This window comes from Leclercia sp. LTM14, from assembly GCF_023736175.1.
GTDB classification, from domain to species: Bacteria; Pseudomonadota; Gammaproteobacteria; order Enterobacterales; family Enterobacteriaceae; genus Enterobacter; species Enterobacter barmai.
Map to the genome: position 1 here is coordinate 849,176 of NZ_JAIKTT010000002.1, position 17,781 is coordinate 866,956.

Here is a 17,781-nt window from a genome sequence, read left to right on the forward strand (position 1 = left end):
TTCTCCCGGAGCCAGATGCGGCACCGTGCGGGCTGGGCCCCTCACCCTGACCCTCTCCCCAAAGGGGAGAGGGGAAAAAAGCGACGGGTGGCGCTTCGCTTACCCGACCTACAAAATCAAAACCTGACCCCCAATCATTCCTCCACCATCCTCGCGTCAAAAAATCCACCAGCGTTCTGACTGACGGCAACAGCCCGCGCCGGGAGGGATAAACCGCGTGAATAACTTCCCGCCGCGGCTCCCATGCCTCCAGCACTTTTATTAACGCCCCGGACGCCAGCTGGTCTTTGACCATCAAAATGGGTAACTGCACCAGCCCTACCCCCGCTATCGCCGCTTCCCGCAGCGCCAGCATGTCGGTGGTAATAAGGCGCGGCTGAAAATGGACCTCGGCCTTTGCCCCTTCGGGCCCGCTTAATGCCCATTTATGGATCTGCCTCCCCTCCCCCAGACTCAAGCCGGGCCAGGCACTGAGCTCCGACGGCATTGTCGGCACGCCCAGGCGCTGAATCAGCTCTGGCCCCGCCACCAGGCAATGCCCCCTGTCGGCCAGTACCCGCAGGACCAGATCGCTGTCGTCAAACGGGCGAGGACGCACCCGGATAGCAATATCAATGCCCTCTGCCACCAGGTCCACCCGCCGGTTAGTCGCTTCCAGCTGCAGATTAATGCCGGGATAGCGCGCCATAAACCTTGCCAGCATCGGCCCGACGTGAACGTGCAGCAGCGTGACCGGGCAGGTGATCCGCACCATGCCGCGCGGTTCAGCCTGCAACGCCGCAACCGCCTCTTCCGCCGCCTCGGCCTCCACCAGCATCGCCTTGCAGTGCTGATAGAAGGTCTGCCCCACCTCCGTTACCGTAAACTGGCGCGTGGTCCGCTGGATCAGACGCACGCCAAGCCGCGCCTCAAGCTGGGCTATCCGTCGGCTGAGCCGGGATTTTGGCAGATCCAGCGCCCGACCCGCCGCCGCAAAGCCACCGTGATCGACCACCTTCACAAACCACACGAAATCATTGAGATCCTGCATCACGCCCTCATCGTTCCATAAACAGAACAGTGCAACTTATTTTCACTATCTACCGGGATATTAAACCTGAATATAAGCTAATTACATCAACAGAACATCAGGAGAACACCATGAAAAACGTTACAGGCATTTATACCGCACCCCGTCAGCACTGGGTTGGCGACGGTTTCCCGGTGCGTTCGATGTTTTCTTACCAGACACAGGGTGAGCCGCTGAGCCCGTTTTTACTGCTCGATTATGCCGGGCCTTACACCTTCCCGGCGGATGGCGCAAAACGCGGCGTGGGTGAGCATCCCCACCGTGGCTTTGAAACGGTCACCATCGTCTATTCCGGCGAAGTGGAGCATCGCGACTCAACCGGTAAAGGCGGCGTGATTGGCCCGGGGGACGTGCAGTGGATGACGGCGGGCGCCGGTATTCTGCACGAGGAGTTCCACTCCAGCGCCTTTGCGCAGAAAGGCGGCGAGCTAAAAATGATGCAGCTGTGGGTCAATCTGCCCGCGAAAGACAAGATGGCGACGCCGGGCTATCAGAGCATCACCAAAAGCCAGATTCCGGTGGTGACGCTGCCCGACAACAGCGGCTCGCTGCGGGTGATCGCCGGTCGCTACGAAGAGACTACCGGCCCGGCGCACACTTACTCGCCGCTGAATGTCTGGGATCTCACCCTGCGTCAGGGCAGCCATCTCACGCTGACTCAGCCTGAAGGCTGGAGCACCGCGCTGGTGGTGCTGGAGGGCAACGTGACGGTGAACGGCACCGCAGAGGCAGGTGAAGCCCAGATGGCGGTGCTGAGCCAGCAGGGAGAGACGCTCCATCTGGAAGCCAGCAGCGACGCCAAAGTGCTGCTGATGGCCGGGGAGCCCCTGAATGAACCGATTGTGGGCTATGGCCCGTTTGTGATGAACAGTAAAAGCGAAATCGCCGAAGCCATTCGCGATTTCAATTCCGGCCGCTTCGGTCAGATCTGAATGTAATAAAGGAGAGAATCATGTCTACCCCCGCTAACTTTAACGGCGCACGTCCGGCGATTGATGTGAATGATGCAGTGATGCTGCTAATCGATCACCAGAGCGGCCTGTTCCAGACCGTCGGCGACATGCCGATGCCGGAACTGCGCGCCCGCGCCGCGGCGCTGGCGAAAATCGCCAGCCTGGCGAATATCCCGGTGATCACCACGGCCTCCGTGCCGCAGGGGCCAAACGGGCCGCTGATCCCGGAGATCCACGCCAATGCGCCGCATGCGCAGTACGTGGCGCGTAAAGGTGAGATTAACGCCTGGGACAACCCGGAGTTCGTGGCCGCCGTGAAGGCGACCGGACGTAAAACGCTGATTATCGCCGGGACCATCACCAGCGTCTGCATGGCCTTCCCGTCAATCAGCGCGGTGGCCGACGGCTATAAGGTGTTTGCAGTGATCGACGCATCGGGCACCTACAGCAAAATGGCCCAGGAGATCACCCTGGCGCGTGTGGTGCAGGCAGGCGTAGTGCCAATGGATACCGCCGCTGTCGCCTCGGAGATCCAGCGCACCTGGAATCGTGAAGATGCGGCGCAGTGGGCGGAAGTCTATACCCATATCTTCCCGGCGTATCAGCTGCTGATTGAAAGCTACGGCAAGGCGCAAGAGGTGGTGAAGAACGGTGAGGCGCTCGATTCACAGCGCTAATGGCTCGCTCCACGGCCTGAAAACCGTGGAGCTGCTTATTGCTTAACCGAACGCGCAGTAAAGCATAAAATCTGCTTGACCGTTTTAGCCCGACTCCCTATAGTAGCGCCCCGTTGCCCCCGAGAGGAAAGGCAGCAAAACAATATGGTGAGGTGTCCGAGTGGCTGAAGGAGCACGCCTGGAAAGTGTGTATACGGCAACGTATCGAGGGTTCGAATCCCTCCCTCACCGCCATATTCGAGATGAGAGCTCGTACGCAAGTACGGGCTCTTTTCTTTTATATTCTCCCGAGAGGGAAGGATAAGAACCCCCGACCGGGGTTCGACAACTGGCGACAGCCAGTTGGACAGACTGAGAGCGCAGCGAACAGGCTGCCCAAAGGGGCGAGGGAACAAAGCGTTACCCGGCCTCAATCCCGTAGGCCTGATAAGCGAAGCGCCATCAGGCATGTTCACGGAATCCAGACCCTTAACCTTCTCACCGCCATATAAAAAAAGAGCCCGTACTTTCATACGGGCTCTTTTTGCACCATCAACTTAGTGTACGATTTCCCGACAGTGAAGATGTCTGACCCAGGCTCGCATCCTTTTCATCTTTACGGTCTTTAACCCAGTGATCGGCATTTTTAATCCCAAGTCGAATCGGATCAAATTGCGGATCGATACCTTGCGCCTTCTGGCTTTCATAATCTTTAAGACTGGCAAATGCTTTTTTATGTAAAAGAACAATTGCAATAATGTTAAGCCACGCCATCAGGCCGACCCCAATATCGCCCAACCCCCATGCCAGATCTGCAGTACGCACGGTGCCATATACCGTGGACGTTAACAGGCATATTTTCAGCAAGAACGTCAGCCACGGGCGGTGAATTTTACGGTTGATATACGCGATATTTGTTTCAGCAATATAGTAGTAGGCAATAATAGTGGTGAAAGCAAAGAAGAACAGCGCAATGGCAACGAAGTAATTACCAAAACCAGGCATCATGCTTTCCATGGCGGTCTGCACATAGCCAGGGCCCGCTGCCACGCCTGCAATACCTGTATAGATTGCCGCGCCATCGACGCCCTGAACGTTATACAACCCGGTAATCAACAGCATGAACCCGGTCGCGGAGCAGACGAACAGCGTGTCGATATAGACTGAGAAGGCCTGAACCAGGCCCTGTTTCGCCGGATGGCTCACTTCGGCCGCTGAGGAAGCATGTGGCCCTGTACCTTGCGCCGCCTCGTTGGAATATACCCCGCGCTTAACGCCCCACATTATTGCCTGCCCCAGAACAGCACCAAAGCCTGCTTCAAGGCCAAATGCGCTTTTCCAGATCAGCAGAATAACAGAAGGAAGTTGCTCAATATTAATGGCGATAATAACGCAGGCGACAATAATATAGCCGAGCGCCATAAAAGGAACGACCATGCTGCTAAAGCTGGCGATCCTTTTCACACCACCAAAAATAATGAAACTTAATAATATAGCCAATAATGCGGCGGTGACATTTGGATCGAGGCCAAAGGCAATATCCAGGCTGGCGCCAATAGAGTTTGCCTGTACACCAGGAAGTAATAAGCCGCAGGAGAAAATAGTCACAATAGCAAATAACCATGCGTACCATTTCACGCCCAAACCTTTTTCAATATAGAAGGCAGGACCGCCACGATATTCGCCGTTAATTTTTTCTTTATAAACCTGACCCAGAGTGGATTCAACAAAAGCGGAGCTGGCACCCAAAAACGCCACCATCCACATCCAGAATAGCGCTCCCGGCCCGCCAAAGGTAATGGCGGTTGCCACACCCGCGATGTTACCGGTCCCCACGCGCCCCGCCAGCGTCATTGTCAGTGCCTGAAACGACGATACGCCTGCATCCGTGGCACGCCCCTGGAACATCAGAGCCACCATATGTTTGACATGGCGTAATTGTAAAAAGCGACTACGCAGTGAGAAATAGAGGCCAACACCCAGGCATAAAAATATTAACGCCGGGCTCCAGATAACACCATTAATTGCACTAACCAGTTCGTTCATGTATGGCCCTCAGCGTGATGTTCCAGAGAAAAGTCTTCCCGGGAGTTTCTTTTTAGAATTGTGTTTGAATGACTACGAAACATAGATAATAGCCCGAAAGTTACCAACTTAATATTCGGCTGGCAGTAATGAATTGTGACAACATTCACGTTTAATTGATTATTTATAATTAGCCTGATCATGGTTTTCATACATATTTTGTGGGTATTACGAATTAATATCACACTTCTGTCATTTTTATTAAAAAGCCTGTTGAGTTAACAACAAGACTTATAAATACAGCAAAACACCGCGTAATACCCGGCATTTTCTATACGAAATAAATATGTCATCATCATAATATGATCTTGTGAAAGACAACCGCAGGTGCATTTCAACCGAGGAATCAGACGCAGCTTCCCGGCATTACGCCGGGAAGGGGTTACAGGAAGCAAGTAAAACGAGAAGGTTATGCTATGACCGGGAGTAGACCTGCAGCGTCCGCTGGCAGAGCGCCGAACGTACGCAATCGTCTTTATCGAACCGTACGATGCCCACCATCTCATCCTCTTCGAAACGTGCCAGCGCATCGCTCAGACCCGATTTGACGCCGGCCGGCAGGTCGCACTGGGTGATATCCCCGTTCACGATCACCGTCACGTTTTCCCCGAGGCGCGTTAAAAACATCTTCATTTGCGCAGCAGTTACGTTCTGAGCCTCGTCGAGAATCACAACTGCATTTTCAAATGTACGTCCGCGCATATAGGCGAACGGCGCAATTTCTACCTTACCAATTTCGGGACGCAGGCAGTACTGCATAAAAGATGCACCCAACCGTTTCACCAGCACATCGTAGACGGGCCGGAAATAGGGGGCAAACTTCTCCGAAATATCGCCAGGTAAGAAGCCGAGATCTTCATCAGCCTGCAATACCGGACGGGTCACAATGATCTTATCGACGTCCTTATGAATCAGAGCCTCCGCCGCCTTGGCTGCACTTATCCAGGTTTTCCCGCAACCGGCTTCGCCGGTGGCGAAAATAAGCGACTTATTCTCAATAGCATTCAGGTACTGCGCCTGAGCGTCATTGCGCGCCACAATTGGGGTGGTATCACGGCTGTCCCGCGCCATGCCAATTGCTTCAACGCCACTCATCTGCACAAGCGAGGTGACCGACTCTTCTTCACGCTGTTTATGGCTACGTGAATCCCGTCTCAGCACACGTTTCGCTTCACGACGAGCTTTGATCACTGCTTTTTGTCTTCCCATGGATAGCACCTTGAGTTGTTGGTATTCATCACTCGCACCGGAATCAGTGCGATTAGGCGAACAAACATCTGAGGGTTGGCTTCCTTCTAAGCCATAGCTTGCTTGGTTAAATGACGCCGCCGGATCGCTATGCTCACCATTCGACGGGTCGGTAAAATCAGGATTTGCTGTGGAGGGGGAGAATTTTTCGGTGAAGAGATCGCTGCCGGAGTTTGAGCCTCCGCGCCGGGTGCTGCGGTTGTTACGTTTACCTTGTCCAGTACAGGACCCAACCATCGGCGATCTCCAGAGTGATTCATGTTCACTGTAAGGTTTACCGCTTTCTTAAAGTAAGTACATCAGGATTTAGCATGAATGCAACATTTATTTTACCCGAATGCAACTTTTAAGACTCGACCTACAGTTTCACTTAGTCTGCTATCGGACTATTACAGAATTATAACAAGGAGATAGAGAGACGGAAAAAAATCATCCCGCTTAAGGGTTAAGCGGGACGCTAATCAGGCTTCGAGCAGACCCTGTGCCAGCCAGCCGTTTTTATTCTGCACGCCCGGCAGGGCAAAGAAGTAGCCCCCGCCAATCGGCTTCACGTACTCTTCCAGCGCTTCGCCGTTCAGGCGCTTCTGGACGGTCAAAAAGCCCTTCTCCAGATCGTGCTGGAAGCAGACAAACAGCAGCCCCATATCCAGCTGACCGGAGTTGGTCACCCCCAGCGAGTAGCTGTATCCCCGGCGCATCATCAGGTTTTGCTCGGTCTCCTTCGTGCGCGGATTGGCAAGACGGATATGGCTGTCGAGGGCGATAACATTACCGTCCGGATCGCTGGCGTAATCCGGCACGTCGTGTTCGTTCTTCATGCCCAGCGGCGCACCGCTTTGCTTGTCGCGGCCAAAAATGGTCTGCTGCTCTTTGAGCGGCGTCCGGTCCCAGAACTCAACGCGAAACTGGATGATGCGCACCGCCTGATAGCTGCCGCCCACCGTCCAGGCCGGTTCGCCCTGATCCGCCGTCACCCATACCACGCGATCCATCAGCGGCGCATCCTGGCTGTCGGGGTTGGCAGTGCCATCCTTAAAGCCAAGCAGGTTCACCGGCGTCTCTTTGCCTTTGCTGCGCGCGGCGTGGTCAGAGATAAACCCTTCCCGCTTCCAGCGCACGCTCAGTAGATCCGGGGTGTGCTTGATCAGATCCCGCAGGGCGTGGATCACCGTGTCCTGTGTGTTGGCACAGATCTGGATCAGCAGATCGCCATGACACAGCGCCGCATCCAGCGAATCATTCGGGAAACGCACCATCTTCTGCAGTGATTTAGGTTTCAGCCCGGCCAGGCCGAAGCGATCGTCAAAAAGCGACGCCCCCAGCGACACCGTCATAGTCAGGTTATCCGGAGCGATAAAGGCCCCCAGGATCCCGGAGTCCATCGGCGGCAGACGCGGGTTCGGTGTGTCGGGTGCCGGGCCGCCGGTGGTCAAAAAGGTGATGCGCTGGGTCAGCAGGCGGAACAGGCGTTCCAGCTCGCTTTTATCGCTGGCCAGCACGTCAAAGGCCACCAGCATCATCGAGGCCTGCTGCGGGGTTAAGATCCCCGCCTGATGCAGGCCATGAAACGGCTGGGTCTCCATCCGCGCATCCGGGGAGAGCGTGCCCGGCGCACTCTGCGGTTTTGCCGCATGCGCCACCGGACAGCCACCTGCCAGAGCAAGAGCGCCGCCAAGCGCCCCTACCCCTTTTAACAACCGACGCCGTGAAGGTTCAGCGACGTCGTACTCATCATGCTTGTTCATCGAATTAATCCAGGCCCAGGACACCACGCAGCTGAGCCAGATCTTCTGCCAGAGTAGTAATCGGCCCTTTCAGGGCATTACGGTCGGCATCGGTCAGCTTGTCGTAGGTCTCAAAGCCGTCTTTGGTGCGGTATTTCGCCAGAATGGTGGTCACTTTCTTGAAGTTAGCATCCACTTTTGCCAGCAGTTCGCTGTTGTCTTTTTGCAGCTGCGGACGCAGCAGGTCAACAATCTTCTGAGCCCCCTCGACGTTGGCCTGGAAGTCCCACAGGTCGGTATGGCTGTAGCGATCTTCTTCCCCGCTGATCTTGCTGGCCGCCACTTCTTCAATCAGACCGGCTGCGCCGCCCACCACTTTTGACGGCGGGAAGGCCAATTCGCTGATGCGTTTTTGCAGATCCAGCACATCGCTGTTCAACTGCTCCGCATACTGCTCCATCCCTTTGGTGGAGTTGTCGCCAAACAGCGCTTTTTCCAGACGGTGAAAGCCGGTGAATTTCGGATCGGCAGCTTTCTGCTCGTAGTCGTCTTCACGGGCGTCGATGCTGCCGTCGAGATCGGAGAACAGCTCGGCAATCGGCTCGATGCGCTCGTAGTGCTGACGGGTTGGCGCGTACAGCGATTTCGCTTTTTCGATATCGCCCGCCTTCACCGCGTCGGTAAAGGCTTTAGTGCCCGCGACCAGATCGGCGGTCTCTTTGGTGACATACGCTTTATAGGCGGTAATGGCGTCGCCCAGGCTCAGCAGCGCCTCGCCTTTGGCGGCATCGGCGGTGGCGGCGCCTTTAACAATCAGCTTGCCTTTCGGGTTGGTCAGCAGGCCGCAGGTCATGTCGTATTCGCCCGGCTGCAGGTTGGCGGTCATCTTCTGGCTGAAGCCCGGCGCGATGTTTTCACGCTCTTCCACCACCATCACCCCTTTCAGGATCTCCCACTCCAGCGCTTTCTGACTGTGGTTCTGGATAATGAACTGGGTTTTGCCGCTGTTGACCGTGATGGTCATCGGCTCACACTGCTTATCATTGACGGTGACTTTCACCTGCGGGACATCCGCGGCCTGGGCCGCAAATGCAGACGCAATCAGCGCTGCCACGCCAGCCTGTAACGCACTACGACGAAAATGGATTGCCATGACCTTTCCCTTTTAAAAGTATGTTGTAACTACATTGAGCACTTCAGGGCGCAGACCGCGACGGCTGCGTGCCTGCACGCGGGGGCATAAAGAACAGCGCCAGCGCCGGAATGAGATAGATGAAATACATCGCCACTTCGCTGACGCTCGGCGCTTCCTGATAACCGAAGATGCCTTCGAGCAGGGTGCCGGTCAGGGAATGGGTGGAGAGGACGTTACTGAAGTCGAACGCCATATCCTGGAAGTGGTTCCACAGGCCCGCCTCGTGGAAGGCGCGGATCGCGCCCGCGGCCAGCCCGGCGGCCACCAGCAGAATAAACAGGCTGGTCCATTTGAAGAAGACGCCCAGGTTGAGACGAATGCCGCCCCAGTAGATCAGAAAACCGAGCACCACCGCGGTCGCCAGGCCCAGCACCGCGCCCAGCGGCGGCCAGATCCCGACATCCTGCTGGAAAGCGGCGAGCAGGAAGAAGACCGACTCCAGCCCTTCCCGCGCCACGGCGAAAAAGACCATCATAATCAGCGCCCAGCCGTGGTGATTGCCCTTCGCCAGGGCGCTGTCCACCGCCTGTTCCAGCTGGACCTTGACGTTACGCGACACCTTGCGCATCCAGAACACCATCCAGGTGAGGATCACCACTGCAATCACCGCCACGATCCCTTCGAACAGCTCCTGCTCTTTCTGCGGGAATTCGCCGGTGGTTTCGTTGATGGCAATACCCAGACCCAGACACAGCGCGGCGGCAAGGAAGACGCCAATCCACATGACGCCGATCCAGCGGCCCCGCTGGGTGCGTTTCAGATAGCTGGCAATAAGGCTGACAATTAAGGCTGCTTCGAGCCCTTCACGTAACATAATGAGAAATGGAACAAACATGCGACACCTTAAATGTTTTTCGCCGTCAACTGATGCAAAGAAAGGTAAATTCTTGTGATAGTGATTATCATTACGGCAATAAGAAATACAAGCGAAATATGCTGCATTTTGATGACAGGATGTAAAACCATAACGTAAACATAATCACTTAAGTGATTAAAAGGTTTATAAGTTAAGACTTAAAAGTTCATTTACGGTTACGGCAGGCTGTGGCTAAATGTGCGCCTCACTAATCTGCTGAAAATCAACTATGTATCAATTCCTGCACTTCCTGCTGGCGCTGGTGGTTATCCTTGCGCTGGCCTGGCTGGTCAGCTTCGACCGCCGCAGCGTTCGCATTCGTTACGTCATTCAACTTATCGTTATTGAGATTGCGCTGGCGTTCTTTTTCCTCCACGCCGAAAGCGGCCTGTTTGTTATTCAGTACGTCTCGGGCTTCTTTGAGTCGTTACTGAAATATGCCGCCGAAGGGACCAACTTTGTATTTGGCGGGATGGGTGAAAAAGGGCTGGCGTTTATTTTCCTTGGCGTCCTGTGCCCAATTATCTTTATTTCCGCGCTGATCGGTATTCTGCAGCACTGGCGCATTCTGCCGGTGATTATTCGCGTTGTCGGCATCCTGCTGTCGAAAGTGAACGGCATGGGTAAGCTGGAATCCTTTAACGCCATCAGCTCCCTGACGCTCGGTCAGTCAGAAAACTTCATTGCTTACAAAGGGGTGCTGGGGGATCTCTCGTCCCGTCGTCTGTTCACCATGGCGGCCACCGCAATGTCCACCGTTTCCCTGTCCATCGTCGGCGCCTATATGACGATGCTGGAGGCAAAATATGTGGTGGCGGCGCTGATCCTGAATATGTTCAGCACCTTTATCATCCTGACGGTGATTAACCCGACCCGCCCGGAAGCGGAGCCGGAAATTAAGCTCGAGAAGATGCACGAATCCCAGAGTTTCTTTGAGATGCTGGGGGAATATATTCTGGCCGGGTTCAAAGTGGCGATGATTATTCTGGCGATGCTGATTGGCTTTATCGCCCTGATCAGCGCCGTCAACGCCCTCTTCTCAAGCCTGTTTGGTTTGAGCTTCCAGCAGATTCTGGGTTATGTCTTCTATCCGCTGGCCTGGCTGGTGGGGATCCCTCTGAGCGATGCCCTGCACGCGGGCGGCATTATGGCAACCAAGCTGGTGGCGAATGAATTTGTGGCGATGATCGAGCTGCAAAAAATTGCCGCTCAGATGACGCCGCGCGGGCTGGGGATCCTGTCAGTATTCCTGGTTTCCTTCGCCAACTTTGCCTCTATCGGCATTGTCGCCGGGGCGATTAAGGGGCTGAACGAGCAGCAGGGTAACGTGGTGTCACGATTTGGTCTGCGCCTGGTGTATGGCGCGACGCTGGTAAGCCTGTTGTCGGCGAGCTTTGCGGGACTGGTGCTGTAATTGATTGCCCGGCGGCGCTAGCGCTTGCACGGGCCTACGAATTGTGCGGCTTGTTTTGCCGGGTGGCGCTGACGCTTACCCGGCCTACGAAACCTGTAGGCCCGTGCAAGCGCAGCGCCGCCGGGCGGGTTTAAAACTGCACGCACACCGGCTGGTCAACGCGCATCACCGACTCCTGGGCGAAGCGCTTTTTATAGATCCCCCGCAATGCCTCGATATTGCTCTCGCTCTGCGCATCTTTGCCGTGGATCAGCATCAGCGCCTTGCTCGACTCGCGCGCCACTTTCCCGTCGTTACCCAGCCACTGCCCGCGCGCATCAAACACCGTTAAACCATCGCGAAAACGCGGCGTGACGTCCCGATCGACAAACTGCTGCCACTCCTGGCCGGTGATCGCCTCGCCTGCCGGACGGTTCAGGCCGAAATAGAGGGTGGTCTGCTGCATCTGATTATCGGCTTTGCAGGTATTATCCGCGGGGGTGTGCGATGGGGCGTTACAGCCTGCCAGCAGTAACATTGCGCCTGCCATTAGCCCTGTTTTGATTGTCATGCTTTGCTATCCTCATTGTTATAAGCACAAGGATATCAACGTAATTTTTGAGTTTTGGCAAGAAAAAAGCCGGGTGGCGCTTGCGCTTACCCGGCCTACGTGAAGGGGGAAACTTTTTATTCAGCCTGTAACTTCGTTGGTGCAGTGGTGTGATACATCGCATCGGCGTCGGCAAAGCGTTTCTGCATCGTGGCAGACGGCGCTTTACCCAGCAAACTGAAGACCACAATCCCGATGCTGCCGAAGATAAAGCCCGGGATGATTTCGTACAGACCCAGCCACGCAAACTGTTTCCAGACGATCACCGTGACCGCACCGATAATCATCCCCGCCAGCGCGCCGTTACGTGTCATGCGGGACCACATCACCGAGAACAGCACTACCGGACCAAAGGCGGCACCAAAGCCTGCCCAGGCGTAGCTCACCAGACCCAGCACGCGGTTTTCCGGGTTAGATGCCAGGGCGATAGCGACCAGGGCTACCACCAGCACCATCAGGCGACCGACCCATACCAGCTCTTTCTGGCTGGCGTTTTTACGCAGGAAGGCTTTGTACAGATCTTCGGTGATGGCACTGGAGCAGACCAGCAGCTGGCAGCTCAGGGTGGACATTACCGCCGCCAGGATGGCGGAGAGCAGAATACCGGCGATCCACGGGTTGAAGAGGATCTGCGCCAGCTCGATAAACACGCGCTCGGCGTTCTGGTTTACCGCGCCCGCCAGAGACGGGTTGTTGCTGAAGTAGGCAATCCCGAAGAAGCCTACCGCACAGGCGCCGCACAGGCAGAGGATCATCCATGCCATGCTGATACGACGGGCATGAACGATGGTGTGGTGAGAGTCTGCCGCCATAAAGCGCGCCAGGATGTGCGGCTGGCCGAAGTAACCCAGCCCCCAGCCCATCAGCGACACGATGGCGACAAAGTTCAGCCCTTTCAGCATATCGACGTTTTCAATGCTCTTCTGCTGGATAACCGCCAGCGAATCACCCAGACCGCCTACGGAGAGGATCACAATCACCGGGGTCAGGATCAGAGCAAAAATCATCAGGCTCGCCTGCACGGTGTCGGTCCAGCTTACCGCCAGGAACCCGCCCACGAAGGTGTAGAGGATGGTCGCCGCCGCGCCCGCCCAGAGTGCGGTTTCGTAGCTCATGCCGAAGGTGCTTTCGAACAGACGCGCGCCCGCCACGATGCCGGAGGCACAGTAGATGGTGAAGAACAGCAGAATAACCGCCGCTGAGATAATACGCAGGATGCGGCTCTTATCTTCGAAACGGCCGGTGAAGTAGTCCGGCAGGGTCAGGGCGTTGTTGTTGGCTTCGGTGTGCACGCGCAGACGCCCGGCCACCAGCTTCCAGTTGATCCATGCCCCCAGCGTCAGGCCGATGGCGATCCAGCTTTCCGAGATCCCGGAGAGAAAGATGGCGCCCGGCAGCCCCATCAGCAGCCAGCCGCTCATATCCGACGCACCCGCAGAGAGCGCGGTCACGAACGGCCCAAGGCTACGCCCGCCGAGGATGTAGTCGTCAAAGTTCTTGGTAGAACGCCATGCAAGGAACCCTATCAGGATCATGCCAAAAATATAGATAAGAAATGTCACCAGCATCGGTGTGCTAATTGCCATTTAAATACTCCGCAAAGATGTTCGACGGCCTTTCTGACCGTCTTTATTACACCCCCGGAACGAGGGGGTGATGATGTGTGTTTCTGTTGGCCGCGCGTATCCTGCCGTATGCGCCTCCATGACACAAACGATTTAACACTGCATTTACATCATTTTCATCCCCGGTTTCACACCAGATTCCTGGAGGTTGCACTCGCTCACGTTTTTCGCGGTTGCACCTTTAAAAAGTGTTAAGCGCCGCATGAAAACAGGCTTCACTCTTAAAATCCACACTTATTTTACGGTTAACCATGCAGTAACATTCCATTCATTTTCCAGCTTGCAAACCGGGTCACATTTAACGTGGTTGCACAAAGTTGCAACATAGTGGATATTTCACGTTAACTACACTAGCGCTACTGAATCACAGGAGTTTTTGGCATGGGCATGACCACTATGGGGGTTAAGCTGGATGACGCGACCCGCGAACGGATTAAATCGGCCGCAACCCGAATTGACCGCACGCCACACTGGTTAATTAAGCAGGCAATCTTCAACTATCTGGAAAAACTGGAGAGCGACGACGCCCTGCCAGAGCTGCCTGCCCTGCTGGCCGGTGCCGCCAACGAGAGCGACGACAGCGCCGAGGCGAGCGATGAGATCCACCAGCCGTTCCTCGAATTTGCCGAGCAGATTTTGCCGCAGTCGGTGAGCCGTGCGGCCATTACCGCCGCTTACCGTCGTGCCGAGACCGACGCCGTACCGATGCTGCTGGAGCAGGCGCGTCTGCCGGAGCCGATTGCCTCCCAGGCCCACAGCCTGGCGTATCAGCTTGCTGAAAAACTGCGTAACCAGAAAAACGCCTCAGGCCGCGCCGGAATGGTGCAGAGCCTGCTGCAGGAGTTCTCCCTCTCCTCTCAGGAGGGCGTGGCCCTGATGTGTCTGGCGGAAGCGCTGCTGCGTATCCCGGACAAAGCCACCCGCGACGCCCTGATCCGCGACAAGATCAGCAACGGCAACTGGCACTCCCACATTGGCCGCAGCCCGTCGCTATTCGTGAACGCCGCCACCTGGGGCCTGCTGTTTACCGGCAAGCTGGTCTCCACCCATAACGAAGCCAACCTCTCCCGCTCCCTGAACCGCATTATCGGCAAGAGCGGCGAGCCGCTGATCCGTAAAGGCGTGGACATGGCGATGCGCCTGATGGGCGAGCAGTTCGTGACCGGCGAAACCATCGCTGAAGCGCTGGCTAACGCCCGCAAGCTGGAAGACAAAGGCTTCCGCTACTCCTATGACATGCTGGGCGAAGCGGCGCTGACCGCCGCCGACGCGCAGGCCTATCTGGTCTCTTACCAGCAGGCGATCCACGCCATCGGTAAAGCCTCCAACGGCCGGGGCATCTATGAAGGCCCGGGGATCTCCATCAAGCTCTCCGCCCTGCACCCGCGCTACAGCCGCGCCCAGTACGATCGCGTGATGGAAGAGCTCTACCCGCGCCTGAAGTCCCTGACCCTGCTGGCGCGCCAGTATGATATCGGCATCAACATCGACGCCGAAGAGGCCGACCGCCTGGAGATCTCCCTCGATCTGCTGGAAAAACTGTGCTTCGAACCAGAGCTGGCGGGCTGGAACGGGATTGGCTTTGTTATTCAGGCCTACCAGAAACGCTGCCCGTTCGTGATTGATTACCTGATTGACCTCGCCAACCGCAGCCGTCGCCGCCTGATGATCCGTCTGGTGAAGGGCGCTTACTGGGACAGCGAGATCAAACGCGCCCAGATGGACGGTCTGGAGGGCTATCCGGTCTACACCCGCAAGGTCTACACCGACGTCTCCTACCTCGCCTGCGCCAAAAAGCTGCTCGGCGTGCCGAATCTGATCTACCCGCAGTTCGCCACCCACAACGCCCACACCCTGGCGGCCATCTATCAGCTGGCCGGTCAGAACTACTATCCGGGCCAGTACGAGTTCCAGTGCCTGCACGGCATGGGTGAACCGCTGTACGAGCAGGTCACCGGTAAAGTGGCGGATGGCAAACTGAACCGTCCATGCCGTATTTACGCCCCGGTCGGCACCCACGAAACGCTGCTGGCGTACCTGGTGCGTCGTCTGCTGGAAAACGGGGCTAACACCTCCTTCGTTAACCGCATCGCCGATGCCACCCTGCCGCTGGACGAACTGGTGGCGGATCCGGTCCAGGCGGTGGAAAAAATGGCCGCTCAGGAAGGTCAGGTCGGTCTGCCGCATCCGAAAATTGCCCTGCCGCGCGAGCTGTACGGCAATGGCCGCATCAACTCTGCAGGCCTGGATCTGGCGAACGAACACCGTCTGGCGTCCCTCTCCTCGTCGCTGCTCAACAGCGCCCTGCAGAAGTGGCAGGCAAAACCGATTCTGGAGCAGCCGGTCAGCGACGGCGAAATGCAGCCGGTGGTCAACCCGGCCGAGCCGAAAGACATCGTCGGATTTGCCCGGGAAGCTACCGAACAGGAAGTGGATCTGGCCCTCGACAGCGCGGTGAACAACGCCCCTATCTGGTTCGCCACCCCGCCGCAGGAGCGCGCGGCCATTCTGGAGCGTGCTGCGGTGCTGATGGAAGATCAGATGCAGCAGCTGATTGGCATTCTGGTGCGTGAAGCGGGTAAAACCTTCAGCAACGCCATCGCCGAAGTGCGCGAGGCCGTTGACTTCCTGCACTACTATGCCGGTCAGGTGCGTGACGATTTCGACAACGAAACCCACCGCCCGCTGGGCCCGGTGGTCTGTATCAGCCCGTGGAACTTCCCGCTGGCCATCTTCACCGGCCAGATTGCCGCCGCCCTTGCCGCCGGTAACAGCGTGCTGGCAAAACCGGCCGAACAGACGCCGCTGATTGCCGCCCAAGGGATCAATATCCTGCTGGAAGCGGGCGTTCCGGCGGGCGTGGTGCAGCTGCTGCCAGGCCGCGGCGAGACCGTTGGCGCGAAGCTGACCGCCGACAACCGCGTGCGCGGCGTGATGTTCACCGGCTCCACCGAAGTGGCCTCCCTGCTGCAACGCAACATCGCCACCCGTCTGGATGCGCAGGGCCGTCCGACGCCGCTGATCGCCGAAACCGGCGGTATGAACGCGATGATCGTCGACTCCTCCGCCCTCACCGAGCAGGTGGTGGTGGACGTGGTTGCCTCGGCCTTCGACAGCGCCGGACAGCGCTGCTCTGCCCTGCGCGTGCTCTGCGTGCAGGATGAAGTCGCCGACCACACCCTGAAAATGCTGCGCGGCGCGATGGCGGAATGCCGGATGGGCAACCCTGGCCGTCTGACCACCGACATCGGTCCGGTGATTGATGCCGAAGCGAAAGCCAACATCGAAAACCACATCCAGACGATGCGCGCCAAAGGCCGTCCGGTTTACCAGGCGGTGCGTGAGAACAGCGAAGATGCCCGCGAGTGGACCAGCGGCACCTTTGTAGCCCCAACCCTGATTGAGCTGGCGAGCTTCGACGAGCTGAAGAAAGAGGTGTTTGGTCCGGTACTGCACGTGGTGCGCTACAACCGTAACAATCTCGACCAGTTGATCGGGCAGATCAACGCCTCCGGCTATGGTCTGACCCTCGGCGTGCATACCCGTATCGACGAGACCATCGCCCAGGTGACCGGCAGCGCCAACGTCGGCAACCTGTACGTGAACCGCAATATGGTGGGCGCCGTGGTTGGCGTGCAGCCGTTCGGCGGCGAAGGGCTATCGGGCACCGGTCCGAAAGCCGGTGGTCCAATGTACCTCTATCGCCTGCTGGCTAACCGTCCGGCGAAGGCGCTGGGCGTGACCCTGGCACGTCAGGATGCGCAGTACGCGGTGGACACTCAGGTGAAAGCGGTGCTGACCCAGCCGCTGGAAGCCCTGAAAGCCTGGGCAGAAAAACGCCCTGAGCTGCGTGAGCTGTGCCAGGAGTATGGCGAGCTGGCGCAGGCCGGAACCCAGCGCGTGCTGCCAGGCCCAACGGGCGAGCGCAACACCTGGACGCTGATGCCGCGCGAGCGCGTGCTGTGCGTGGCGGATAACGAGCAGGATGCGCTTACCCAGCTGGCGGCCGCGCTGGCGACCGGATGTGAAGTGCTGTGGCCGGAAGATGGCCTGCACCGCGACCTGGCGAAGCAGCTGCCGAAGGCGGTGACCGAACGCATTCGCTTTGCCAAAGCCGATGTGCTGACCAGCCAGCCGTTTGACGCGGTGATCTATCACGGTGACTCTGACCAGCTGCGCGAGCTGTGTGAGCAGGTTGCGGCCCGTAACGGCGCGATCGTCTCGGTGCAGGGCTTCGCCCGGGGTGAAACCAACCTCCAGTTGGAACGCCTGTACGTGGAGCGTTCGCTTAGCGTCAACACCGCCGCAGCAGGGGGCAACGCCAGCCTGATGACCATCGGTTAAGCGTGCAATCCTTCCCCGGTGGC

The 17,781-nt window shown here is 57.2% G+C and carries 11 protein-coding genes, 1 tRNA gene and 1 pseudogene; 5 read left to right on the forward strand and 8 right to left on the reverse strand.

The window, feature by feature from the left end:
* Positions 1-139 precede the first annotated feature (139 nt).
* Positions 140-1,030 (reverse strand): annotated as a pseudogene (locus K5I40_RS08620) (LysR family transcriptional regulator); the annotation flags it as partial.
* Positions 1,031-1,140: 110 nt separating this feature from the next.
* Between K5I40_RS08620 and K5I40_RS08625 the strand changes: the two are divergent.
* The 3 genes from K5I40_RS08625 to K5I40_RS08635 all read left to right on the forward strand — a co-directional run bounded on the left by K5I40_RS08625 (position 1,141) and on the right by K5I40_RS08635 (position 2,933).
* Positions 1,141-2,001, forward strand: a complete 861-nt coding sequence (locus tag K5I40_RS08625; RefSeq protein WP_138368608.1) for a pirin family protein — start codon at positions 1,141-1,143, stop codon at positions 1,999-2,001.
* A gap of 20 nt (positions 2,002-2,021) precedes the next feature.
* Entirely contained in the window at positions 2,022-2,699 is a 678-nt protein-coding gene (locus tag K5I40_RS08630; RefSeq protein WP_138368607.1) for an isochorismatase family protein, read from the forward strand.
* A 146-nt stretch (positions 2,700-2,845) separates the two neighbouring features.
* Positions 2,846-2,933, forward strand: a tRNA-Ser gene (locus K5I40_RS08635).
* A gap of 297 nt (positions 2,934-3,230) precedes the next feature.
* Here the strand turns inward: K5I40_RS08635 and K5I40_RS08640 are convergent.
* The 5 genes from K5I40_RS08640 to efeU all read right to left on the reverse strand — a co-directional run bounded on the left by K5I40_RS08640 (position 3,231) and on the right by efeU (position 9,765).
* A complete protein-coding gene (locus tag K5I40_RS08640) occupies positions 3,231-4,724 on the reverse strand; it encodes a sodium:alanine symporter family protein (RefSeq protein ID WP_039032315.1) in 1,494 nt (497 codons plus the stop codon).
* 453 nt (positions 4,725-5,177) lie between these two features.
* Positions 5,178-5,972, reverse strand: a complete 795-nt coding sequence (phoH, locus tag K5I40_RS08645; RefSeq protein ID WP_223074353.1) for a phosphate starvation-inducible protein PhoH — start codon at positions 5,970-5,972, stop codon at positions 5,178-5,180.
* A 500-nt stretch (positions 5,973-6,472) separates the two neighbouring features.
* Entirely contained in the window at positions 6,473-7,756 is a 1,284-nt protein-coding gene (gene efeB / locus K5I40_RS08650; protein ID WP_139564741.1) for an iron uptake transporter deferrochelatase/peroxidase subunit, read from the reverse strand.
* Between the two features lie 4 nt (positions 7,757-7,760).
* A complete protein-coding gene (efeO, locus tag K5I40_RS08655; protein WP_138368604.1) occupies positions 7,761-8,888 on the reverse strand; it encodes an iron uptake system protein EfeO in 1,128 nt (375 codons plus the stop codon).
* Between the two features lie 43 nt (positions 8,889-8,931).
* On the reverse strand, positions 8,932-9,765 hold the full coding sequence (efeU, locus tag K5I40_RS08660; protein WP_223074313.1) for an iron uptake transporter permease EfeU: 834 nt from the start codon (positions 9,763-9,765) through the stop codon (positions 8,932-8,934).
* A 250-nt stretch (positions 9,766-10,015) separates the two neighbouring features.
* On the opposite strand from efeU, the gene K5I40_RS08665 reads away from it, so the two are divergent.
* The gene (locus K5I40_RS08665; RefSeq protein WP_223074314.1) at positions 10,016-11,200 is read left to right on the forward strand and encodes a NupC/NupG family nucleoside CNT transporter; all 1,185 of its coding nucleotides are present in this window, start codon (positions 10,016-10,018) and stop codon (positions 11,198-11,200) included.
* 130 nt (positions 11,201-11,330) lie between these two features.
* Here the strand turns inward: K5I40_RS08665 and K5I40_RS08670 are convergent, their stop codons facing one another.
* Both K5I40_RS08670 and putP read right to left on the reverse strand, forming a co-directional pair.
* The gene (locus K5I40_RS08670) at positions 11,331-11,750 is read right to left on the reverse strand and encodes a DUF3574 domain-containing protein (protein ID WP_223074315.1); all 420 of its coding nucleotides are present in this window, start codon (positions 11,748-11,750) and stop codon (positions 11,331-11,333) included.
* 116 nt (positions 11,751-11,866) lie between these two features.
* Positions 11,867-13,375: a sodium/proline symporter PutP gene (gene putP / locus K5I40_RS08675; RefSeq protein WP_138368601.1), complete on the reverse strand. Its 1,509-nt coding sequence runs from the start codon at positions 13,373-13,375 to the stop codon at positions 11,867-11,869.
* 420 nt (positions 13,376-13,795) lie between these two features.
* On the opposite strand from putP, the gene putA reads away from it, so the two are divergent.
* Positions 13,796-17,758, forward strand: coding sequence for a trifunctional transcriptional regulator/proline dehydrogenase/L-glutamate gamma-semialdehyde dehydrogenase (gene putA / locus K5I40_RS08680; RefSeq protein ID WP_223074316.1), 3,963 nt, complete (start codon positions 13,796-13,798; stop codon positions 17,756-17,758).
* Positions 17,759-17,781: the final 23 nt, after the last annotated feature.